The organism is Streptomyces sp. NPDC086519 (assembly GCF_040686075.1).
Taxonomy (GTDB): Bacteria; Actinomycetota; Actinomycetes; order Streptomycetales; family Streptomycetaceae; genus Streptomyces; species Streptomyces shenzhenensis.
Genome location: NZ_JBFBJL010000023.1, coordinates 133537 through 154707, shown reverse-complemented (window position 1 = coordinate 154707; position 21171 = coordinate 133537). Strand labels below are relative to the sequence as shown.

General features: G+C 71.8%; 21 protein-coding genes. 11 read left to right on the top strand and 10 right to left on the bottom strand.

Annotation, left to right across the window (positions count from 1 at the left end; genetic code table 11):
• The 4 genes from AB0P24_RS23005 to AB0P24_RS22990 all read right to left on the bottom strand — a co-directional run.
• On the bottom strand, positions 1 to 676 hold a 676-nt coding region (locus AB0P24_RS23005; RefSeq protein WP_365796822.1), incomplete at its 3' end, for a Gfo/Idh/MocA family oxidoreductase.
• A 47-nt stretch (positions 677 to 723) separates the two neighbouring features.
• Complete coding sequence (gene tgmB, locus AB0P24_RS23000; RefSeq protein ID WP_365796820.1) at positions 724 to 1707, bottom strand: ATP-grasp ribosomal peptide maturase; 984 nt, start codon at positions 1705 to 1707, stop codon at positions 724 to 726.
• Positions 1708 to 1722: 15 nt separating this feature from the next.
• Positions 1723 to 1914, bottom strand: coding sequence for a putative ATP-grasp-modified RiPP (tgmA, locus tag AB0P24_RS22995; RefSeq protein ID WP_365796818.1), 192 nt, complete (start codon positions 1912 to 1914; stop codon positions 1723 to 1725).
• 166 nt (positions 1915 to 2080) lie between these two features.
• Positions 2081 to 2974, bottom strand: a complete 894-nt coding sequence (locus AB0P24_RS22990) for a fructosamine kinase family protein (protein ID WP_365796836.1) — start codon at positions 2972 to 2974, stop codon at positions 2081 to 2083.
• Between the two features lie 213 nt (positions 2975 to 3187).
• On the opposite strand from AB0P24_RS22990, the gene AB0P24_RS22985 reads away from it, so the two are divergent.
• From AB0P24_RS22985 to AB0P24_RS22975, 3 genes are all read left to right on the top strand, one after another.
• Positions 3188 to 4576: a glycoside hydrolase family 43 protein gene (locus tag AB0P24_RS22985; RefSeq protein ID WP_365796816.1), complete on the top strand. Its 1389-nt coding sequence runs from the start codon at positions 3188 to 3190 to the stop codon at positions 4574 to 4576.
• Between the two features lie 235 nt (positions 4577 to 4811).
• Positions 4812 to 5228, top strand: coding sequence for a hypothetical protein (locus AB0P24_RS22980; protein WP_365796814.1), 417 nt, complete (start codon positions 4812 to 4814; stop codon positions 5226 to 5228).
• 111 nt (positions 5229 to 5339) lie between these two features.
• The gene (locus tag AB0P24_RS22975; protein ID WP_365796812.1) at positions 5340 to 6014 is read left to right on the top strand and encodes a class F sortase; all 675 of its coding nucleotides are present in this window, start codon (positions 5340 to 5342) and stop codon (positions 6012 to 6014) included.
• 21 nt (positions 6015 to 6035) lie between these two features.
• Here AB0P24_RS22975 and AB0P24_RS22970 read toward each other — a convergent pair whose 3' ends face one another.
• The 4 genes from AB0P24_RS22970 to AB0P24_RS22955 form a co-directional block, all read right to left on the bottom strand.
• A complete protein-coding gene (locus AB0P24_RS22970) occupies positions 6036 to 7043 on the bottom strand; it encodes a LacI family DNA-binding transcriptional regulator (protein WP_365796810.1) in 1008 nt (335 codons plus the stop codon).
• A gap of 2 nt (positions 7044 to 7045) precedes the next feature.
• Positions 7046 to 8344 carry an alpha-galactosidase gene (locus AB0P24_RS22965; RefSeq protein ID WP_365796808.1) on the bottom strand — a complete coding sequence of 433 codons (1299 nt, stop codon included), beginning with the start codon at positions 8342 to 8344 and terminating at the stop codon, positions 7046 to 7048.
• A 17-nt stretch (positions 8345 to 8361) separates the two neighbouring features.
• Positions 8362 to 9885 (bottom strand): alpha-L-arabinofuranosidase C-terminal domain-containing protein, encoded by a 1524-nt coding sequence (locus AB0P24_RS22960; protein ID WP_365796806.1) that lies wholly within the window; start codon positions 9883 to 9885, stop codon positions 8362 to 8364.
• Positions 9886 to 10063: 178 nt separating this feature from the next.
• Positions 10064 to 11509, bottom strand: a complete 1446-nt coding sequence (locus tag AB0P24_RS22955; RefSeq protein WP_365796804.1) for a glyceraldehyde-3-phosphate dehydrogenase — start codon at positions 11507 to 11509, stop codon at positions 10064 to 10066.
• 379 nt (positions 11510 to 11888) lie between these two features.
• On the opposite strand from AB0P24_RS22955, the gene AB0P24_RS22950 reads away from it, so the two are divergent.
• The 5 genes from AB0P24_RS22950 (at position 11889) to AB0P24_RS22930 (ending at position 17274) form a co-directional block, all read left to right on the top strand.
• The gene (locus AB0P24_RS22950; protein WP_365796802.1) at positions 11889 to 13085 is read left to right on the top strand and encodes a DUF1343 domain-containing protein; all 1197 of its coding nucleotides are present in this window, start codon (positions 11889 to 11891) and stop codon (positions 13083 to 13085) included.
• Positions 13086 to 13164: 79 nt separating this feature from the next.
• On the top strand, positions 13165 to 14154 hold the full coding sequence (locus tag AB0P24_RS22945) for a GNAT family N-acetyltransferase (protein ID WP_365796800.1): 990 nt from the start codon (positions 13165 to 13167) through the stop codon (positions 14152 to 14154).
• Positions 14151 to 15452: an ABC transporter substrate-binding protein gene (locus AB0P24_RS22940; RefSeq protein WP_365796798.1), complete on the top strand. Its 1302-nt coding sequence runs from the start codon at positions 14151 to 14153 to the stop codon at positions 15450 to 15452. Before AB0P24_RS22945 ends, AB0P24_RS22940 begins: the two co-directional genes overlap by 4 nt.
• Positions 15446 to 16408, top strand: coding sequence for a sugar ABC transporter permease (locus tag AB0P24_RS22935; RefSeq protein ID WP_365796796.1), 963 nt, complete (start codon positions 15446 to 15448; stop codon positions 16406 to 16408). The genes AB0P24_RS22940 and AB0P24_RS22935 overlap by 7 nt, the downstream gene beginning before the upstream one ends.
• Positions 16405 to 17274 (top strand): carbohydrate ABC transporter permease, encoded by an 870-nt coding sequence (locus tag AB0P24_RS22930; RefSeq protein ID WP_365796794.1) that lies wholly within the window; start codon positions 16405 to 16407, stop codon positions 17272 to 17274. The genes AB0P24_RS22935 and AB0P24_RS22930 overlap by 4 nt, the downstream gene beginning before the upstream one ends.
• A gap of 198 nt (positions 17275 to 17472) precedes the next feature.
• Here AB0P24_RS22930 and AB0P24_RS22925 read toward each other — a convergent pair whose 3' ends face one another.
• On the bottom strand, positions 17473 to 18078 hold the full coding sequence (locus AB0P24_RS22925; protein WP_365796792.1) for a GPP34 family phosphoprotein: 606 nt from the start codon (positions 18076 to 18078) through the stop codon (positions 17473 to 17475).
• 260 nt (positions 18079 to 18338) lie between these two features.
• On the opposite strand from AB0P24_RS22925, the gene AB0P24_RS22920 reads away from it, so the two are divergent.
• Positions 18339 to 19211 carry a PaaX family transcriptional regulator C-terminal domain-containing protein gene (locus tag AB0P24_RS22920; protein ID WP_365796790.1) on the top strand — a complete coding sequence of 291 codons (873 nt, stop codon included), beginning with the start codon at positions 18339 to 18341 and terminating at the stop codon, positions 19209 to 19211.
• Here the strand turns inward: AB0P24_RS22920 and AB0P24_RS22915 are convergent.
• A complete protein-coding gene (locus AB0P24_RS22915) occupies positions 19201 to 19614 on the bottom strand; it encodes a RidA family protein (protein ID WP_234538451.1) in 414 nt (137 codons plus the stop codon). The genes AB0P24_RS22920 and AB0P24_RS22915 overlap by 11 nt on opposite strands.
• 139 nt (positions 19615 to 19753) lie before the next feature.
• Here AB0P24_RS22915 and AB0P24_RS22910 point away from each other — a divergent pair, with 139 nt between their 5' ends.
• Both AB0P24_RS22910 and AB0P24_RS22905 read left to right on the top strand, forming a co-directional pair.
• Positions 19754 to 20236 carry a cupin domain-containing protein gene (locus AB0P24_RS22910; protein WP_365796787.1) on the top strand — a complete coding sequence of 161 codons (483 nt, stop codon included), beginning with the start codon at positions 19754 to 19756 and terminating at the stop codon, positions 20234 to 20236.
• A complete protein-coding gene (locus tag AB0P24_RS22905) occupies positions 20233 to 21159 on the top strand; it encodes an acyl-CoA thioesterase domain-containing protein (protein ID WP_365796785.1) in 927 nt (308 codons plus the stop codon). Before AB0P24_RS22910 ends, AB0P24_RS22905 begins: the two co-directional genes overlap by 4 nt.
• Positions 21160 to 21171: the final 12 nt, after the last annotated feature.

Below are 21171 nucleotides of genomic sequence, written 5' to 3'. Positions count from 1 at the left end.
GTACTGCGGCAGGACGAGGACGTGCCGGAAGCGGGAGGGCAGGGTGCCGAGGTCGAGGGTGAGCCCGTCGAAGAGGTTGAGCCGGCCGAGGGGCCACGGCGGCCGACACCCGCCGGACATCGCCCAGGACCGGCAGCAGCACGGACAGGGCGTGCGGACCCACGTCCCACAGCGCGCCCTTCTCCCGCCGCCACGGCGAGTCGGCGAACGGGCTCTCTCCGGTGAACAAGGAACCCAGCCAGTGCGCCCGGGCCGTGAACCACCCCGCCGTCGCCGCCTGTTCACCGATCCACGCCTCCGGTTCCCGCTGGAACCGGGTGGTGAAGAACACCACGGAGGCGACCCCGGCCCGCTCGGCCGCCTCCGTCACCGCCCGCCCCTCGGCGACGCCGAGCGCGAGCGGCTTGTCCAGCAGCAGATGCCGGCCGGCCGCCGCGGCCCGCACCGCCAGTTCCGCCTGGACGACCGGCGGCAGCGCCACGGCCACCGCGTCCACATCGCCGAGCAGCGCGTCCACGTCGGCGTAGGTTCGGACGCCGTACTCCCCGGCCAGTTCCGCGGCGGCCTCGGGGCGGCGGCCCCACACCCCGACGAAGTCCAGCGAACCGTGCCCCGCCAGCGCGGGGGCGTACGCCGCCCGCGCCCAGGGCCCGGTGCCCAGCAGTCCGATGCGCATCTCCCGTTCCTTTCTCCCCGCCCGGCTCCACATCGTCGCCCGGCCCGTCAAGACGTCGCACTCCGCCCGCCGCCGGCATAGGACCGGCACCGGTCGGTGCCGTGCGCCAGCCATCCGGCGATGGCCTCGGCGATCGGCTGACCGGTGTCCATCTCGACGAACCCGAACTGGCCCGACTGGTTGCACTCCAGGAACCACCAGATGCCGTCCGCGTCCTCCGCGAAGTCGAAGGCACCGTAAGCCAGCCCGGCATCCTTCATGTACGTGCGGACGGCCTCGGCCACACGCGGCGGCACCTCCGCCTCCCGCCAGGGAGAGTCGGACGGCGTGAACCGGACGTCCACGTCGTCGGGGTGGGCGTCCGGGCTCACCGGCTTGCGGGCCGCCAGCAGCCGCTCGCCGACCACCGTCAGCCGGATGTCGGCCCGCTTGGCGACCCGCCGCTGCAACAGCGTCGGGCCGAACGCCACCGCCGCGAAGTCGGTGTCCGGCGCCACCCGGCTGGTCGGCACCGCCCGCGGCGGCTCCTGCGGATGCGCGCCCGACACCGGCTTGACCACGAGGTCCGGGAACCGCTCCGCGAACTCCCGGGCCGCCTGCGGAAAGGTGGTGATCAGCGTCGCGGGCACGGCGAGCCCGCTGCGCTGGGCCAGCCGCAGCTGCCACGGCTTGTGGCGGGCCTGGCGGGCCGCGTCCGGATGGTTCATCCAGCGCGCCTCGGTCCCGCGCAGCATGCCGTACAGCGCCTGCGCGGACTCCTCGGTCAGCCAGGCCGACGGCTGCGCGGCCCGGGCGGCCGCCGCCCCCGGCCTGCGCACCCAGATGGAGCGCAGGCCGTTGACGCTCACCAGGCGACCGTTCACGGACAGATGTCCGCGGCTGACGCCCTGCACGAACTCGCCCGACAGGGCCACACCGCTGGTCAGATCGGCAGGATCGAGGCGGACGACGGGCACTCCGGCCTCGTGCAGCCGGAGGACCACCATGTCCGCCGTCACGTCCTCGTCACTGGTCAGGATGAGCACGGTCATCGTGAAGGTCCGCGATCAGTCGTCGAAGTGCGTCTTGGAGCCCGCCGTGGAAGTCGTGGTTCCCAGGGCTCTGAGCGTTGCGTGATCGGTGGCTGCGATCCGGCCATCGTGGAGAACGTTCAACTGCAGTCCGGAGTCATACGCGTACGGAGTGGTGACGTCCAACTGCACTGCGGGGCGTGCGTAGTTGAGCGTGAACGGTTGCATGGTCTCTCCCTGTTTCGTTCTTCCATGCACTTATACGATTCGAACGCGTGGTTGGTTTCCTTACTCTGCGTAATCTCAGCCCGAATTAAGAGCTTGTTAAGGGAGAAACGGCGAATCGCTCTCGCACGTGGCCGATTTCACATTCCCGCCCCGGTGAGTGGTGGCATCACATGTCCGTGTAATTCCGGGATGTCGCCAAAGCCCGTTCGGCATAACTCCGTCCGAAGAGCGCGGCATGCACCAGCAGGGGGAACAACTGATGCAGGCCGATCCGTTCCGCCCAGCCGTCGGCCAGCGGAGCCGCCTCCTGATAACTCTTCACGATCCGGTCCAGATACGGGCAGCCGAAGAGGCGGAGCATCGCGAGGTCGGTCTCCCGGTGCCCGCCGTGCGCGGCCGGGTCGATCAGCCGGACCCTGCCGTCGGCGCCCCACAGGACATTGCCGCTCCACAGGTCGCCGTGCAGCCGGGCGGGCGGTTCGGGCGGCCCCGCGAGTTCCGGCAGCCGCTCGCAGACCCGCTCGACCACGGCGGCCTCGCCGGGACGCAGACACCCCTGGTCGACGGCTTCGCGCAGATAGGGCAGCACCCGGTGCTCGGCGTACCAGTGCGGCCAGTCGGTGCCGGGTTCGTTGCGCATCGGGGCGAGACCGATCCAGGCGTCGCGCGGGCCGTCCGGCGAGGCGGCCCCGAAAGCCGGGGCGCCCGCCGCGTGCAGGGCGGCCAGCGCGCGCCCGAAACGGGTCGCCGCCTCGGGGTCCGGGCGCCCGGTGGGGACCAGTTCGGTCACCATCCACCGCTCGTCGTGCCCGAGCACCTCCGGCACCGGCACCGCCCGGGCGGCGGCCAGCCAGCGCAGCCCGGCCACCTCGGCCCGCACCGCCCCGGGGCCGTCGCCGCGCTTGACCATGACCGCGGGACCGCCCGCGAACGTCACCTCCGTCAGAGCGCCCGACCGCGCACGCTCGCCGGAAACCGGCCGCCCGGTGAGCCGGGCGGCCGCCGCACCCGGACCCTCGCCGCAGCCGACCACGCCCACCAGGATACGGGCGACAGCGATCACGAGCCGCGGCCCCGGGACGGACCGCTCACGCTCACCGTCACGGCTCCCGGGCTGCGTCCGGCGGCCCTCGCTCTCCCGGTGCACACAGTCAATTCTCAGTAACTCCCTTGTTACGCAAGCATTGACGCGCCCCACGCGTCCCCCTAGTTTCTGATCGGTCTTCCGAACCGCGTCCGAAATCCCGGACATCCCCCCTCGTCTGGAGCGCGCATGAACGGTACCCCCCTGTCCCGCCGTCACTTCCTCGGTGCGGCCGCGACCCTCCCCCTCGCCGCCACCGGTGCCCTCGCCCTCGGTGCCCAACCCGCGCACGCGGCCACCAACTCGGCCTACGTGATGTGCTACTTCACCGAGTCCCCCGACATGCTCGCCGCCAACTACGGCCTGCACCTGGCCGTCAGCACCGACGGCCTCCAGTGGACCCCGCTCAACCAGAACGACCCCGTCGCCACCCCCACCGCGGGCTCCCTCGGCCTGCGCGACCCCTTCATCCTGCGCAAGCAGGACGGCACCTTCGTGGTGCTCGCCACCGACCTGTACGGCACCGACTGGAGCTACGTCAGCCAGTACATCCACGTCTGGGACTCCACCGACCTGCGCACCTTCACCGGCTACCGGCGGATGAAGCTGCACGACATGAACACCCACGCCTGGGCGCCCGAGGCCTTCTGGGACGCCGGACGCGGCACGTACGGCGTCATCTACTCCGCCGTCGACAGCAGCGGCCACAACGTCATCATGATCAACTACACCGGCGACTTCGTCACCGCCGGCCAGCCCCAGGTCTTCTTCGACCCCGGCTACGACGTCATCGACGGCGACCTCGCGGTCGGCGTCAACGGCGTCAACTACCTGTACTTCAAGAAGAACTCGACGCTCGTCGGCGCCCGCTCCACCTCACTGGACCCAGGCAGTTTCACCGAGTTCAGCACGGCCGTCTCGCACAACGGCACCGAGGCCCCGGAACTGGTCAGGTCCCTCACCTCCGGCTCCACCTGGTACCTCTGGGGCGACACCTGGGACCCCAACGGCGTCTTCTACGCCTGGCAGACCAGCGACCTGTCCGCCGGCACCTGGACCGCCCTCGACCAGAGGACCTACACCCAGCCGCTCAACTCCAAGCACTGCGGCATCCAGCCCATCACCTCGGCCGAGTACAACAACCTCGTCGCCCAGTGGGGCACCCCCGCCTGGAACCGGCTGAAGTCCTACAACTACCCGGCCAGATACGTCCGGCACAGCAACTTCATCGGCCGGATCGACGCGTACGCCTTCGACCCGTACACCGACGGCATGTGGAAGCTGGTCCCCGGTCTCGCCGACAGCGCCGGCGTGTCCTTCCAGTCGGTGAACTACCCCACCCGCTACCTGCGCCACTACGACTACCAGCTGCGACTCGACGAGAACGACAGCACCACCACGTTCGCCCAGGACGCCACCTTCTACCGGACGGCCGGTCTCGCCGACTCCTCGTGGTCCTCGTTCCGCTCGTACAACTACCCGACGCGCTACATCCGCCACTCCGACTACGTACTGCGCATCGACCCCATCTCGACGAGCGCGGACCAGGCCGACGCCACCTTCCACGTCGGCTACTGACTCCCCGGTGGCCCCGTCCTGCGGCGACACGCCGACGGCGGGCCCACGACCGTCCGAATGGCGGTGCGCCCGCGTTCCGGATTGACCCAGCCGGGCGGTGTTGGGCGTGTCGGCACCACGGATGGGCGGTCTGGATGGTGCGCGCCGCGGGGCTGGCTGACGGTGGTTCATGTCGGGGCCGGGTCGTTACAGCTGATGGAGTATCGGCGCCCGGCCGCGGCGGAAGGACATCGAGATGCGTTCTGCCCGCATGATCCTCGCGGCGACGGCTGCCACCGCGGTCCTCGCGTTCTCCGCCCCCGTGGCCCAGGCCGCGGTCGCGGCGGACGGAGGCCGTGACGGCTCTTCCAACAGCAACAGCAACAGCAACAGCGACAGCAGGTTCGACCCGGAGACCTACAAGGGCCAGGACGACCAGGGAGGCAAGGGAGACCAGGGAGGCAAGCAGGACCAGGGAGGCAAGGGGAAGGACGAGGGCGGCTCGTCGTGGGGAGACGACCAGGAGAGCGACCGGCCGCACGGCGGCATGCACACCGGTGGCGGCGGCCTCGCCACGCCCGGTGTCACCGCCGGCGGGCTGGCCGTCCTCGGCGTGGCGGCCACCGGCGCCTACGCGCTGCGGCGCAGGAGAGTCACCGGGCCCGTGTCCTGATGGGCCTGCGCATTACGGAGGCCGCGGTGCCGTCGGCGCTCCGCACGCCGTCGGCACCGCGACCTCCGTAGCCCGCCCTCCCGCTGCCGTGCTCCAGAAAGGTGACCTCCGATGGCAGCTGGCCCCACCCCGAACCCCGACGGGCCGGACGGCCGAAGCGGCCCCGGCAGCCCCTCGCGCGGCGGACGGCTGCCCGTGTGGGGCATCGCCGTCCTGCTCCTGGCCGTGGCGCTGATCGGCGGACGCCCGGGCGGCTCCGACGCCAACGGCACCGGACGGCCCGTGGGTACGGACGCCGCCCCCTCGGCCGATCCGCGCCGGTCCGGCGCGGCGCTGCCGCGGTCCGCGCCCACCCGCCTGCTCATCCCGAAGATCGCCGTCGACGCCCCCTTCACCGTCCTCACCATGGGCTCCACGGGCCAGCTCGACCCCCCGCCGGCCGACAACACCAACCTCGTCGGCTGGTACTCCAGGGGCGCGGCGCCGGGCGAGGCGGGCACCGCGATCATCGCGGGCCACGTCGACACCACGACGGGGGCGGCGGTCTTCGCCAGGCTGGACGAACTGGAGCGCGGCGACCGCTTCACGGTGAGCCGGGCCGACGGCAGGGACGCGAACTTCGTGGTCGACGACGCCGACACCTTCGCCAAGGACGACTTCCCCAGCGACCGTGTCTACGCGGACACCCGCCGCCCCGAGGTACGCCTGATCACCTGCGCGGGCGACTACGACCACGACGCCAAGGACTACACCGAGAACCTGGTGGTCTTCGCCCACCTGGTCTGACAGCGCACCGGCGCCGCCGGGTCAGCCACCCGTGGACTCCCGCACCACCAGCCGGAACGGACCGGTGAACTCCTCCCGTTCCCGCTCCGGCCCGCCCCCGTCGATGCGGGCCGCCAGCAGGGCGACCGCGCGGTCGGCCATCAGGTCGTGGTCCGGGTCGACGGTGGACAGGGAGGGGACGAGGTACGCGCTCTCGTCGACGTTGTCGAAGCCGATCACCTTGACCTGGTCCGGCACCCGGACCCCGGCGTCGGCGAGCGCGCGCAGCACACCCATGGCCACGGTGTCCGTCACACAGAACACCCCGTCGAAGCCGGGGCCGTCCGCCATCCGCTCCCGGACGGCGCGGGCGGCCTCGCGCATGGTGAGGGACGCGGCGGTCACCACCAGCTCCGGGTCCGCCGGCAGCCCCGCTGCCGCGAGCGCCCGCAGATACCCGGCGTGCCGCAGGCTGGACACGTCGGCCTCGCCGCCCAGCCGCCCGCACACGATGGCGATCCGCCGGCAGCGCCGCTCGACGAGATGGCGTGTCGCGGCCTGTGAGGCGGCCTCGTTCGGCATGGCGACATGGTCGACGGGCCCGCCGAAGATCCGCTCGCCGAGGATCACCACCGGATGGTCGACGTCGAGCGCGCCGACATCGGCCGGCCCCATGCCGACCGTGCTGAGGATGAGGCCGTCGTAGAGCCGGTTGCGGGACAGGGACAGGGCCGCCAGCTCGTTCTCCCGGCGGGCGCCGGTCTGCTCGATGCTCACCCGCAGGCCGTGCCGGGCGGCCGCCGCGATGATCGAGGCGGCCAGCCGGCCGTAGTAGGGGCGGTTGATCTCGGGGACGGCCAGGCCGATGGTCCCGGTCCGGCCCTTGCGCAGGTTGCGGGCGGCCACGTTGACCCGGTAGCCGAGCCGGTCCATCGCCTCCAGGACACGGTCCCGGGTGGCCGGGCGGACGTTGGGGTGCCCGTTGATCACGTTGGAGACGGTCATCGCCGACACCCCGGCGGCCTTCGCCACGTCCTGGATCGTCGCCATACTCACTCCCGCCGGCTGTCGGCAAGACGATAGAGGGCGGCGCCGTGGGCGGGCAGCACGGCGGCCAGTCGCCGGCCGTCGTGCGCGGTGTCGGCGTGGGTCCACAGCTCCCGGACACGGTCGTGGGAGGTGGCTCCGACGGACCCCAGCGGCACCTCGAAGCGCCGCTCCTCGTCGGCCAGCGAGAACACCGCCGCGTACCGGGTGTGCCCGTCGGTGTCCTGGGCGGTCCACAGCACCAGGTCCCGCTCCCGCAGTACCTCCCGGTTGCCGGTGCTGTGCCACAGCACGTCGAGGGCCTCGTCGTTGGTGAGCAGCGCGATGGTCTTTGGCGCGGAGGTGGGCAGGTCGCCGCCCATCATCAGCGGGGAACGGGAGATCAGCCAGAGGGTGAGGAGGCTGACCTGTTCGGGGTGGGTGAGGGCGCACTGGCGGTCCGCGCCGCGCTCGGCGCGGATCCCGATGTGACCGAGCGGCAGCATGTCGGCGTCCGCCCAGCCCTGCTCGCCCTGCCAGGGTGCCCAGCGGGCCATCCGTGCGAACTGCGCCTCGACGTCCTCCCAGCGGTCCCACAGGTCGTCGCAGACCCGCCACATGGCCGCGTGCTCCCGCAGATGATCCAGACGGGCGAGGGACATGTCGGTGCCGGGGGACAGGCTCAGCTCGATGGCCCGCCCGCTGCGTCCGACGGCCCGCGCGTAGGCGGCGATGTCCCGCTCGTGGTACGGGAAGAGCATGTCGTCGGCCTTGACGAAGTCCACGCCCCAGGCGGCGAACTGGGCGACCTGGGCGTCGTAGTAGGCCTGGGCGCCGGGATGGTCGTGGTCCAGGCCGTAGTTGTCGGAGTTCCAGGGGCACACGGAGCCGGTGTCGGCCACGTCGGCGGCCGTGAACTCCGTTCCGAGCACGGGCAGTCGGGCCTCGACCGCGCGTCGCGGGATGCCCCGCATGATGTGCAGCCCGAACCGCAGGCCCATGGCGTGCACCCGGGCGGCCAGCGGTCCGAAGCCCGCCCCGCCCGCGGCGGAGGGGAACCTGTTGGGTGCGGGGAGCTGGCGGCCGTGGCCGTCGAGGACGAGCGGGGCATCGGGGTTGTAGCCGTGGGCGCGGGCGGTCGGCTCGTACCACTGGATGTCGACGACGACGGTGTCCCAGCCGTGCGGCAGCAGGTGCTCGCGCATGAACTCCGCGTTGGCGAGGACCTCCTCCTCGGTGACGGTCGTGCCGTAGCAGTCCCAGCTGTTCCAGCCCATCGGCGGACGCAGGTGGCGGGCGGGCAGCGGACGTGCGGGTCGGGTCATGTGCGTACTCCTGCGGGTCAGCGCCGGTCCAGGGGGGCCTGGACCGTGACGAACGAGTGGGGCGGGAGGGTGAGCCGCAGTCCGCCGCCGGTCACGGACACGCCGTCGAACGCCCTGGGGGAGACGGCCGTCGGCGCCTCGGGGGTGTTGTGGGCCTGGAGCCTGTCGGCCGTGAGGATCCGGGCGGCCGGCTCGCCGAGGGTGCCGCCCCGCAGGTCGAGGGTGACCTCGGCCGGTTCCTCGGCGTGCAGGTTGCTCAGCGAGATCAGGACGGTGCCGTCCTTGACACTGGCCGAGGCGGAGACCGTCTCCAGCTCCGCGTCCCCCACCCGGCGCCGGAGGCCGTCGCCGCGCAGGTGCACGGTGAGTGAGGTGGCGTCCTGGTGGCCCTTGTTCATCTCGAAGACGTGGTAGGTCGGGGTCAGGACCAGGGCGTCGCCGTCGGTGAGGAGCATGGCCTGGAGGACGTTGACGGTCTGGGCGATGTTGGCCATGTGCAGGCGGGCCGCGTGCTTGTGGAAGATGTCGAAGTGGGTGCTCGCCACCAGTGCGTCGCGCAGGGTGTTCTGCTGGAAGAGGAAGCCCGGGTCGGTGCCGGGTTCCACGTCCCACCAGGTGCCCCACTCGTCCAGGACGAGGCCGACGGTGCGTCCCGGGTCGTAGACGTCCATGACCGCGGAGTGGCCGGTGAGGATGCGGTCGATGCGGTGGGCCGACACCATCGTGCGGTAGTAGTCGTCCGTGCCGAAGCCGGTGGCGCTGCCCTTGGCCTCCCAGGGGCCGGAGAGCGTGTAGTAGTGGACGGAGATGCCCTGGAAGAAGTTCTTCGGGGTGGCCTCGCAGCCGAAGCAGCTGATCTGCTGCATCAGGGTCTCGGTCCACTTGTAGTCGGCGTCGGAGGCGCCCGAGGCGATCCGGTAGAGCTTGTTGTCGCCGTGGTCGCGGCAGTAGGTGGCGTACTGGCGGGCCAGGTCGGCGGAGTACTCGGCGCGCATGTTGCCGCCGCAGCCCCAGGTCTCGTTGCCGATGCCCCAGTACGTCACCCGCCACGGCTCCTCGCGGCCGTTCTCCTTGCGCAGCCTGACCATCGGGCTGTCGCCGTCCCGGGTGAGGTACTCCACCCACTCGCTCATCTCGCGGACGGTGCCCGAGCCGACGTTGCCGCTGATGTAGGGCTCGGCGCCGAGGAGTTCGCACAGGGCCATGAACTCGTGGGTGCCGAAGTGGTTGTTCTCCTCGACGTTGCCCCAGTGCGTGTTGACCATCCGGGGGCGCTGGTCGCGGGGGCCGATGCCGTCCCGCCAGTGGTACTCGTCGGCGAAGCAGCCGCCAGGCCAGCGCAGGTTGGGGATGTTCAGCGCGCGTAGGGCTGCCACCACGTCGAGGCGGATGCCGCCCTCGTTCGGGACCGGGGAGTCCTCACCGACCCAGAAACCGCCGTAGACGCAGCGGCCGAGGTGCTCGGCGAAGTGGCCGTAGAGATGACGGCTGATCGTCGGTCCCTCGATGTCGAGGTTGACGATCGCGGTGGCGGTGGGCACGTGGGCACTCCTGTCCGGAAGTGTTGTTCGAAATAGCGAACGTCGTTCGCGAGGTCGGCTGTGGCGGGGCGCCGTTTGTATCGATAAAAAGCTGCCATCGGGCCGTGATCGCGTCAAGAGCGCGGACAGCCCGGCTCCCTGCGGGCACAGGGGGCCGGGCTGCCTGAAGGCGGGGGTGTCAGACCGCCGTGGCCGGGAACGTCGGGTACTCGACGCCGGAGACGTACTGGACGACCCGGACCACCTGGCAGGAGTAGCCGAACTCGTTGTCGTACCAGAGGTAGAGGATCGCGTTGTCGCCCTCCACCTTCAGCGCGCCGGCGTCGACGATCGACGCGTGGCGCGAGCCGATGAAGTCGCTGGAGACCGCGTCCGGGGCGGTGATGAAGTCGATCTGCCGCTTCAGCGGCGAGGTCAGCGACACCTCACGGAGGTAGTCGAGGACCTCCTCGCGGGAGGCCTCGCGGGCCAGCTGGAGGTTGAGGATCGCGATCGACACGTCCGGCACCGGAACCCGGATCGAGCTGCCGGTGATCCGGGCCTTCAGGTCCGGCAGCGCCTTCGCCACGGCGGAGGCGGCGCCCGTCTCGGTGATGACCATGTTGAGCGGCGCGGACCGGCCCCGGCGCTCGGACTTGTGGTAGTTGTCCAGCAGGTTCTGGTCGTTGGTGAACGAGTGCACGGTCTCCACGTGCCCGCGCAGCACCCCGTACTCGTCGGCCATCGCCTTCAGCGGCGGCACGATCGCGTTGGTGGTGCAGGACGCGCAGGACAGGATCTGCTCGTCCGGTTTGACGGTGTCGTGGTTGACGCCGTGCACGATGTTCGGGACGTCGCCCTTGCCCGGCGCGGTCAGGACGACCTTCTCGATACCGGGGCGCAGATGCTTGGACAGGCCCTCGCGGTCCCGCCACTTGCCCGTGTTGTCGATGAGGATGGCGTTCCGGATGCCGTACTCCGTGTAGTCCACGGCACTCGGGTCGTCGGCGTAGATCACCTTGATCTCGTTGCCGTTGGCGAGGATCGTGCTGGTCTCCTCGTCCACGGTGATCGTGCCCTGGAACTGGCCGTGGATGGAGTCGCGGCGCAGCAGCGAGGCGCGCTTGACGATGTCCTCGCCGCCCGCGCCCCGCACCACGATGGCCCGCAGCCGCAGACCGTTGCCCGAGCCGGCCTTCTCGATGAGCAGCCGGGCGACCAGGCGGCCGATGCGGCCGAAGCCGTACAGCACGACGTCCCGCGGCTCCCGGCGGTCGATCTTGTTGGCGCCGGTGGCCCCGGCGACCGCCTCCGCGGTGAACGCCGTCACGCTCAGGCCCCGGTCATCGGCCTTGTAGGTCGCGGCGAGCATGCCGATGTCGATCTGGGAGGGACCGAGGTCGAGCGTGGTGAGCGCCTGCAGGAACGGCATCGTCTCGGTGACCGACAGCTCGGCACCGTCGATCTGGCGGGCGAAGCGGTGCGTCTTGAGGATGCTGACCACCGACTTGTTCACCAGGGAGCGGCTGTGGAGGAGGACCGTCACGTCCCGCTCCCGGTGCAGCTTCCCGATGAGCGGGATCATCGACTCAGCGATCTCCTCACGGTTCTTCCAGTTGATGAACGAGTCCTCGTTGGCAGTCACAGACCTGAATCTCTCGATCGAGCTGAGTGGCGCTCATATGGTAAACCGCCAGGTGAATGATCGATCAAGGGGGTCCGGGTGTGATGCGGGTCGCGAAGTCCTGAAGCGGGGGTGAGGACCGCAAGAACCCTCCGTGCCCGTCGCCGGTACTCCCCGGCGCCGGACCGGGAGCGGGCCGGGGGAGTACTCGCTCCCCGGTGTGCGGCTCAGGTGGCAAGTGAGGGAACAGCGAAGGCAGTTGATCACATGGTGGGCGCTCGTGAGCGGGTGACGCCAGGGGTGCGTGGGCCGTCGGCGATTCATTGCCGGAATTGCGAGACATAAGAGTAAATTCCTGACCGTTGCTTGGGAGAGGTGTCACCGGCGGACGGGGCAAGGGATGAGCACGGACGACCGCGTCACGGTGACGACCGGGATCGCCCGGCTGCACGCGGCGCCCGAACTCGCCGGGCCCGGCCGCTTCGGGCTGGTGACCAACCACACCGGTGTCCTGCCCGGCCTGCGTCCGGCCGCACCCGCGCTGCTCGCGGCCGGCGCGCCCCTGGCCGCCCTCTTCGGTCCCGAACACGGACTGCACGGGACCGGCCAGGCCGGCGAGAGCGAGTCCGCCCGGACCGACCCCGGCACCGGTCTGCCGGTCCACGACACCTACCGTCGCGAGGGCGAGCGACTGGACAAAATGCTGATCGGCAGCGGTGTCGACGCCCTGGTCTACGACCTGCAGGACATCGGGGCCCGCTGCTACACCTACGTGTGGACCATGTTCGACCTGATGGTCTCGGCCGCCCGCATCGGCATCCGCTTCGTGGTCGCCGACCGGCCCAATCCGCTCGGCGGACTCGTCAGCGAGGGCCCGCTGCTCGAACCCGCGTGGGCCGGCTTCGTCGGGCGCGCCCCGATCCCCCTCCGGCACGGCCTCACCTGCGGCGAACTCGCCCGGTGGCTGAACGCCTCGGCCGTGCCCCGGGCGGCGGGCCGCGCGGCTGGCCTGACGGTGATCGAGGCCCTCGGCTGGCGGCGCGCCATGGACGCCGCCGCCACCGGGCTGCCCTGGATCGCGCCCTCGCCGAACATCCCGACCGCCACCACCGCCGCCGTGTACCCGGGCACCTGCCTCTTCGAGGGCACCAACCTCTCGGAGGGCCGCGGCACCACCCAGCCCTTCGAGATCGTCGGCGCCCCGTACCTCGACGCCCGATTCGCCCCCGCGCTCGCCGAACTCGCCCTGCCCGGCGTGCACTTCCGCGACCTGTGGTTCGTACCGGCCTTCCACAAACACGCCGGACGGCGGCTGCGCGGGGTCCAGCTCCACCTCACCGACCGCGCGGCGTTCGCACCCGTGCGCACCGCCGTCGCGATGCTCGCCACGCTACGGCGGCTCTACCCGGACGACTTCGCCTGGCACACCGCGGACGGCGGCGCCGAGGGCACCGGCCACCGGCACTTCGTCGACCTGCTGTGGGGGTCCGACCGGCTGCGGCGCGCCGTCGACGCGGGCGACGACCCGCTGCCCCTGTGCGACCCGCCGTCCCCGCCCGGCCGCTGGGCCGGCGACGACGCGCTGCTCTACCCCTGAGACCCGCCGCGCACTGCCTCTCACACCCGCCGATGCCCCCTCGATTCCCGCCGCACCGCTCGGAAGGACACCCCCGTCGATGACCGATCTCACGACCCGCACGACGACGACCCGGGCCGGGATCCGCGGGTTTCGCGCGGGTGACGGACCGCAGGTCGTGGCGGCGTGGCGGCGCAGCGCCCCGGCCGACCCCATCACCCCCGACCGCTTCCGCTCCCTGGTGCTGTTCGACCCCAATTTCGACCCGGAGGGGCTGCGGGTCGCCGTGGACGGCGACCGGGTCGTCGGCGCCGCCTACGCGGTGCGCCGGCTGACCCCGATGGCCGGCACCGACCTGGAACCGGAGCAGGGCTGGATCCCGTTCTTCTTCGTCCACCCGGACGCCCGCGGGCGCGGCCTGGGCCGCCGGCTGCTGACCGAGGCCCTCGACTGGCTGCACGGCCATGGCCGTACCCGGGTGGACTTCTCCTCGTACACACCGAACTACGTCTTCCCCGGCCTGGACGCCGAGGCCTACCCGCAGGCGGCGGGCCTTCTCGACTCCCTCGGTTTCCGCACCCTGTACGAGGCGGCGGCGATGGACCGCGTCCTGGTCGGCTACCGGCTCCCGGACGACATCGTGCTCCGGGTGGACCGGCTCACCGGGCGGGGCTACCGGTTCGGCACCCCGGCCGACGACGATCTGGTGGACCTGTTCGCCCTCGCCGGGGGCCACTTCGGGCCGGACTGGGCGTGCACGATCCGGGCGTGTCTGACCGCGGGCACACCGCTCGACCGGATCGTCGTGGCCCGCGACCCGGGGGGCCGCATGGTCGGCTGGGCGATGCACGGCGCGTTCGACTCGGTGGACGAGCGGTTCGGCCCGATCGGCGTCCTGGAGGAGATGCGCGGCACCGGCCTCGGCGAAGTCCTGCTGCATCTGGTCCTGGAGCGGATGCGGGCGCTGCGGGCGCACTCCGCGTGGTTCCTGTGGACCGGCGCGCAGTCCCCGGCGGGCCACCTCTACCGCAAGAGCGGCTTCACCACGACCCGGGTGTTCCGGGTGCTGCGCCGGGAGGCCGCCCGGTGACACCGTCACCGAGCCGGCGTCACTTCGCCCTCGGGCTCTCCTCGGCGCTGCTCGCCGCCGGCTGCGCCGCCCCGCACCGGGGCACCGGACGGCCCGGCGACCCGATCGTGCTCACCCTGCTCTCCCACTACGCGAGCGGCGAGCTCAAGAAGGCTCTCCAGGGGCCGGTGGACGAGTGGAACGCCCTGCACGACCGGGTCAAGGTACGGACGAAGGCCGTCGAGTTCACCGACCTGCTGACCACCTTCATGGTCCGGCAGGCCGCGGGCCAGGGCACGGACATCCTGCACCCGTACTGCCTGTGGAACGGCCAGCTGGTGCGGGCCGGAGTGCTGCGGCCGGCGCCGCCCGAGCACGCCGAGGAGATCAGCCGCGGTTACGGCGCCGCCGCCGTCGGCTCCGCCTCGGTCGCGGGCAAGGTCTACGGCTACCCCACCGAGATGCAGACGTACGCCCTCTACTACAACAGGCGGCTGCTGCGCGCGGCAGGCGTCGACGGCCCGCCGCGCACCTGGCCGGAGCTGGAGGAGGCCGCGTACCGCATCGCTCGCCAGGACCGGTACGGCAACACCCTGGTCCAGGGGTTCGGCCTGTCGACCTTCGACGACTCCACGACCGTCGGCCAGACCCTCGCCCTGCTCAACGCCGCCGGCGGCCGGTTCGTCTCGGCGGACGGCAGGCGCACCGCCATCGACTCGCCGGCCGGCCGCGCCGTGTTCGACCTGGAACGCCGCCTCGTCGACAAGGGCGCCAGCGCCCCCGGCGTCAACGTCTACCAGGCCTTCGCCTCCGGGCAGGTGGCCATGGTGATCAGCGCCGGCTGGTGGACCGCGAACCTGAAAGCGCTGATGGGCACGGCCTACCGGGAGGTCGGCGTCGCGCCCGTGCCCCTCCCCGAGGCGGCCGGCAGGCGTGCCACGCTCTCCACCGGCTTCATGCTCGGCGTCAACACCGCCAGCGAACACCCGCGCGAGGCCTGGGAGTTCCTGCGCTGGCTCAACGCCGAGAAGGTGTGCGGCACGAGCCGGATGAGCGCCCTGCAGACGTCGGTCGGCTCCCTCACCGGCCGCGCCGACGACATGCGCACGCTTCTCGGCGCGGGCGGCGACCCCAACCTGCGCCCGTTCCTGGACGCGCTGGCGTACGCCGTACCCGAACCGAACGTGCCGGGCGCCCAGCAGGCCAAGTCGCTGCTGCGCAAGAACATCGAGGCCCTGTGGACCGGACAGCAGACGGTCGACGAAGCCCTGCGCTCCACCCGCCGCCAGGTCGACCAGGAGGTGTCGCGGTCATGGTGAACGCCACCCTGGCGCCGGAGCCGACCGAACGGGCGGCGCGCGACGGCTCCGCCGCTCCCGGAGTCCGCGTCCGCGCCCGCCGCCGACGCCGCCAGGCCCTCGTCGCCTACCTCTTCCTGGCGCCGACGCTGCTGTTCTACGCCGTCTTCCTCGCCCTGCCGCTCGGCTTCGCGGTGCTGCTGTCGACGTCCCGCTGGGCCGGGTTCGACCTCGGCGACATCGACCCTGTCGGCCTGGACAACTTCGCCGGCCTGTTCGCCGACGGCTCGGCGTTCCTGACACCGATCCTCACCAACACGCTGCTCTTCGCCCTGGGCACCGTGGTCCTCGCGCTCGCCGGGTCGGTGCTCGTCGCCACCTGCATCGACAAGCTGCGGTTCCAGGGCCTGTGGCGCACCCTGTACTTCCTGCCGATCGTCACGACCGTCGTCGCCGTCGGCAACGTCTGGAAGTACATGTACCAGCCGGGCGGCCTCGTCAACGGCGTCCTCAACGCCGTCGGGCTCGGTTCGGTGGCGTTCCTCCAGGACCCGGACACCGCGCTGCCCGCGGTGGTGGTCGTCCAGGCCTGGGCCTCCGTCGGCTCGGCGATCCTCGTCCTGACCGCCGGGCTGAAGTCCATCCCCGGGTCCTACTACGAGGCCGCCGCGCTCGACGGCGCCGGGTCCGTGACCGTCTTCTGGCGGATCACGCTGCCGCTGCTGCGGCCGTCCCTGCTGTTCGTGTGCGTCACCCAGTTCCTCACCGGCCTGCAGTCCTTCGCCCTGATCATCGTGATGACCAAGGGCGGACCTGGCGACGCGACCGACGTGGCCGCCCTTGAGATGTACCGGCAGGCCTTCTCCTACGGCGACTGGGGCACCGCGAGCGCCGCCGCCTTCGTGCTGTTCGTGGTGGTCCTCGCGGTCACGCTGGCGCAGTTGTGGCTCTTCCGGCGCAAGGGGGAGGACGCGTGATCCGACGCCGTTTCCCGTGGCTGTCGTATCTGCTGGTCGGCACCGGCGCGGTGCTCACCGTGGTGCCGTTCGCCGACATGCTGATGACGTCCTTCAAGGGGCCGGACGAGGCCGGCACGCTGCCCTACCGGTTCCTGCCCAGGGCCTTCGACCTGTCCAACTACCGGGCGGCGATCCACCAGCTCGATCTGCCGGTGCTCTTCCGCAACAGCGTCCTCGCCACGGGCATGATCACCGGTTCGGTGCTGCTCACGTCGTCGCTCGCGGGCTACGCGCTCGCCAAACTCCGGTTCCCCGGCCGGGACCTCGTCTTCCGGCTCGTGCTGTCCACGATGATGTTCCCGCCGTTCCTCTTCTTCATCCCGCACTTCCTGATCCTGGTGCACTGGCCGCTGGCGGGCGGCAACGACCTGCTGGGGCGCGGCGGCGCGGGACTGACCGTCAGCATCCTGGCGCTCGCCATGCCGTTCCTCGTCAGCAGCTTCGGGATCTTCCTGACCCGCCAGTTCATGGTCTCGATCCCGGACGAGGTCCTGGAGGCCGCGCGCATCGACGGCTGCGGCGAGTTCGCCGTGTGGTGGCGGATCGTCGTCCCGCAGACCAAGCCGGTCCTGGTCACCCTCGGCCTGCTCACCTTCGTCGACGCCTGGAACGAGTACATCTGGGCCCTGCTCGTCTCGACCGCCAACCCGGCCGTGATGACCCTGCCCGTCGGCATCCAGTTCCTCCAGGACTACGTCGACCCGACCCGGACGCTGCCCATCGTCATGGCCGGCCTGGTGCTGAGCGTCCTGCCGGTGCTGGTCCTCTTCCTGCTGCTGCAGAAGCACTACATCAGGGGCGTGCTGCTCAGCGGCCTCAAGTGAGAGACGGCACCCTTCGCCCAGCAGGGTCCGGGCCTTGGTGCGCGCGTCGACCGCGGGCAGGGCCGTGAGGAGGGTGCCGGTCAGCCCCGGCCGGGCGCGCGGCGCCGTCCGGCGGCTGCGCGAGCAGACGGCCGCCGGGGCACCGGCCGCCCACCGGCCGGCGACGGGAGTGGGCGGGTCAGTCGCGGGCGGCGGCCGTCACAGGCCGCGCCACACGTTGTCGAAGGCCGCGTTCTCGATCTCGCGGCGCTGCCGTACCGCGGCGAGCTCCGTAACGGCGTCGTTGACCGCGGTCACCACCGTCACGGTCGCGTCCGGGGCCGCACCCGTGAGGTCCTTCGCCGCCTCCTCCGGGATCCCGACGGCGGCCGCGAGGGCGGCGAGCACGGGCTCGCCGGACGTCCAGCGTTCGTGTGCCCGGACGCGCTCGGGCGAGTCGGCCGGCTCGGTCCGCCCGGTGGGCAGCGGCAGCCAGCGCCGCCGCTGCCGGGCGACCGTCCCGTCCGCCTCCAGGGCGTCGAGATAGGCCGCGCCCAGGCCGCGCCCCCGCCGCCACAGCCAGTCCTCGACCGACTCGTACGGCGTCTGGCGCCGCAGTGCCGCCACCGCCTCGTCGAGGAGCCGGTCACCCGCCCCGCCCGCCGCGGCGGGCACGATGAGGTCGCCGTCGAGCGTGGCCGCCCCGGCGTCGATGAGATCGACCAGCTCGGCTCCCGCGAGCGCCAGCGAGAGGTCGCCCTGTGCGACGGGCCGGGCGGCGGCGTCGTACACGGTGACGAGGAACAGGTCCCGGGGTGTGGTCATGTCGGACTCCCCAACAGAGACGACGGAGGCGCCAGAGGCATCTGGGGCACCGGAGGTAACAGACCTATCAGAGGTACCAGAGAGAACAGCGGCGCAGGTGAATACGATGCCCGGGTCGGGCGCCTCGCAGTCTCCCGCGCTCGGCCGGACCGCTCGTCCGTGCCGCCCGGGGCGGCGGCCGGCACCGCCGGTGCGGCCTTCGCACGCGCGATAGGCTGCTACGCGATCAGAAGGGTGACATCGGCCGGAGGTGGGTGGGCATGACAGCACACGTCGAGCCGCCGTCCGCCGTCGGCGCGGGCGGCCGGGACAGCCGGCTGGGCCCGCTGATCATCACCCTCTTCGCGCTGTACGCGCGCGGCGAGCGCAACTGGCTCTCGGTCGCCTCCGTGATACGCCTGATGGCCGACCTCGGTGTGGAGGGACAGGCCGTGCGCTCGGCCGTCTCCCGGCTGAAGCGGCGCGGGGTGCTGCGCGGCGAGCGCCACGAGGGCGCCGCCGGGTACGCCGTCTGTGACGGCACGCTGGAGGTGCTCGAAGACGGCGACACGCGCATATTCGAGCGGAACCGGGCCACCGCGGGCGACGGCTGGCTCGTCGTCGTGTTCTCCGTGCCCGAGTCCGAACGCGACAAGCGCCACGCCCTGCGCACCGCCCTGACCCGCCTCGGCTTCGGCACCGCGGCCCCCGGCGTGTGGGTGGCGCCCGGCATCCTGGCCGACGAGACCCGCCGCACTCTGCAGCGCCTCGGACTGACGCCGTACGTGGACATCTTCACCGGCGACCACTTCGCTTACGGCGACCTGTCGGCGAAGGTCCGCACGTGGTGGGACCTGGATGAACTCACCGCGCTCTACGCGGGCTTCCTGGAGCGGTACCGGCCGGTGAGCGAGCGCGCGGCGGCGGCCGCGATCCCTGCCCGGGAGGCGTTCGGGATCTACCTGCCGATGCTCACCGAGTGGCGCCGGCTGCCGTACCGCGACCCCGGGCTGCCGCTGTCCCTGCTGCCGCCGGACTGGATGGGCGAAACCGCCGGCGCGCTCTTCGAGGAGCTCGACAAGACACTGCGCGAGCCCGCCCGCGCCCATGCCCTGGCGGTCATACACGCCCCTCAGGGCACCCTCAGGGCCTGATCAGGCGCTCCTGCGGGATCACGGCCACGCCGAGGATCTCGATCATCGCCTCCGGCTGCCAGAGCGCGGTGCAGCCGATGCCCGCCATCGCCGGGTACACCGGCCCCGCCAGTTCCCGCCACACCCTGCCGATCTCCTTGCCGTGGGCCTGGTAGTCGGGAATGTCGGTGAGGTAGATCGTCACGCTCACCAGATCCCGCGGCTCACCCCCGGCCGCCCGCAGCGTGGTCAGCAGATTGCCGAACGCCTGGCGGAACTGCTCGACGATGCCCCCCGGAACGATCTTCATATCGGCGTCGAGCGCGGTCTGGCCGCCCAGGTGGAGCGTGTTCCCGGCGAGGGTGCCGTGCGAGTAGCCGCTCGGGGCGGGCAGGGCGGGCGGGTTCACGGCGACGGGAGTCATGAGGCCTCCGGTTCGGTGGGGTCCGGCGCCGGCCGCACGGCCGGTCGTATTGACAATAAATGACGACCGTGAAAAATACGAGATAGAGCGCGCGGTCCGGCCCGGACCCCGGCGAGCCCACGGAAACGGAGTCGATTCCATGGAGCCTGACCTCGGCAAGTACCGGCTTGAGGGCGACAACGCGATGTACCGGCTGCCCAGCGGCCTCGTCGCCCCGGTCGTGACACGGGCCGGCCAGGAAGACGTCAACACCGCCGACTCCGGCGGCGCCGTCCGCGTGTCGGGCGTCAGCGCCCGGCACACCCCGGCGCGCCGCCTGTGGTACGGCAAGGTCAGCAACGAGCCCGGCTACCGCTCGGTCTCCCACCACCACGGCGAGGCCGAGACGGGCGGCTACGTCCTGTCGGGCCGGGCCCGGATCTACTTCGGCGAGAAGTTCGAGGACTACTTCGACATGGAGGAGGGCGACTGGGTCTTCGTGCCGCCCTTCATGCCGCACGTCGAGTGCAACCTCTCCCGGACCGAACCGCTGGTGTGGATGACCACCCGGACCCCGGAGAACATCGTGGTGAACCTGCCCGACGTGGCCGACACCGAGCTGCGCGACTGGCTGAGCCGATGACCGCCGCCGCGACCGGCTCGGCCGCCCCGGCGGCCCCGACCTCCGCGATCGTCACCGCGGCCCTCACTCTGAAGCCCGCCCCGCCCGACCACTTCGACCTCGCCTTCACCGCCACCACCCAGCCCTGCCCCTGGCCCAAGGCCTACGGCGGCGACCTGGTCGCCCAGGCCGCCGCCGCGGCGATGCGCTCGGTGACCGACGGGAAGACGCTGCACTCCATGCACAGCTACTTCCTGCGCCCGGCCGACATCGGTGCCGAGGTCCGCTACGAGGTGGAGGTGCTGCGCGACGGCCGCGGATACAGCACCCGCCAGGTGCGCGGCTACCAGAACGGCAAGGTGCTCTACGTCTGCCTCGCCAACTTCGCCGCGGGGGAGCCCGGTGCGGCCTTCCACGCCGAGCTCGTCGCCGACGTACCCGACCCCGAGACCCTGCCCGGTGCGGCGCAGTACCTCACCGGCCGCACCGGCGGCACCATGACCGCCGAGTCCAAGGCCTACTGGAGCGGCGGCCGCGGTTTCGACATGCGCCACGTACCCGGCCCCGTCTACCTCACCGTCGACGGCGACCGGGCGCCCCACCAGGCCGTCTGGCTGCGGCCGTTCGACGCGCTGCGCCCCGTCGAGGGGCTCACGGACGCCCAGCGCGACCTCGCCGCCCTCGCCTACGTCTGCGACTACACCATCCTCGAACCCGTCCTGCGGGTCCTCGGCCTCGCCTGGGCCGACCCCGGCCTGGTCACCGCCAGCCTCGACCACGCGATGTGGTTCCACCGTCCCGCGCCGGCCGGCGACTGGCTCCTCTACGCCCAGGAGGCGGTGGCCGCCGACGCGGGCCGGGGACTGGGCAGCGGCCGCTTCTTCACCCGCGACCACCGCCACCTGGCCACCGTGGTCCAGGAGGGCATGATCCGCCCCGCCTGAGCCGTCCGCCGC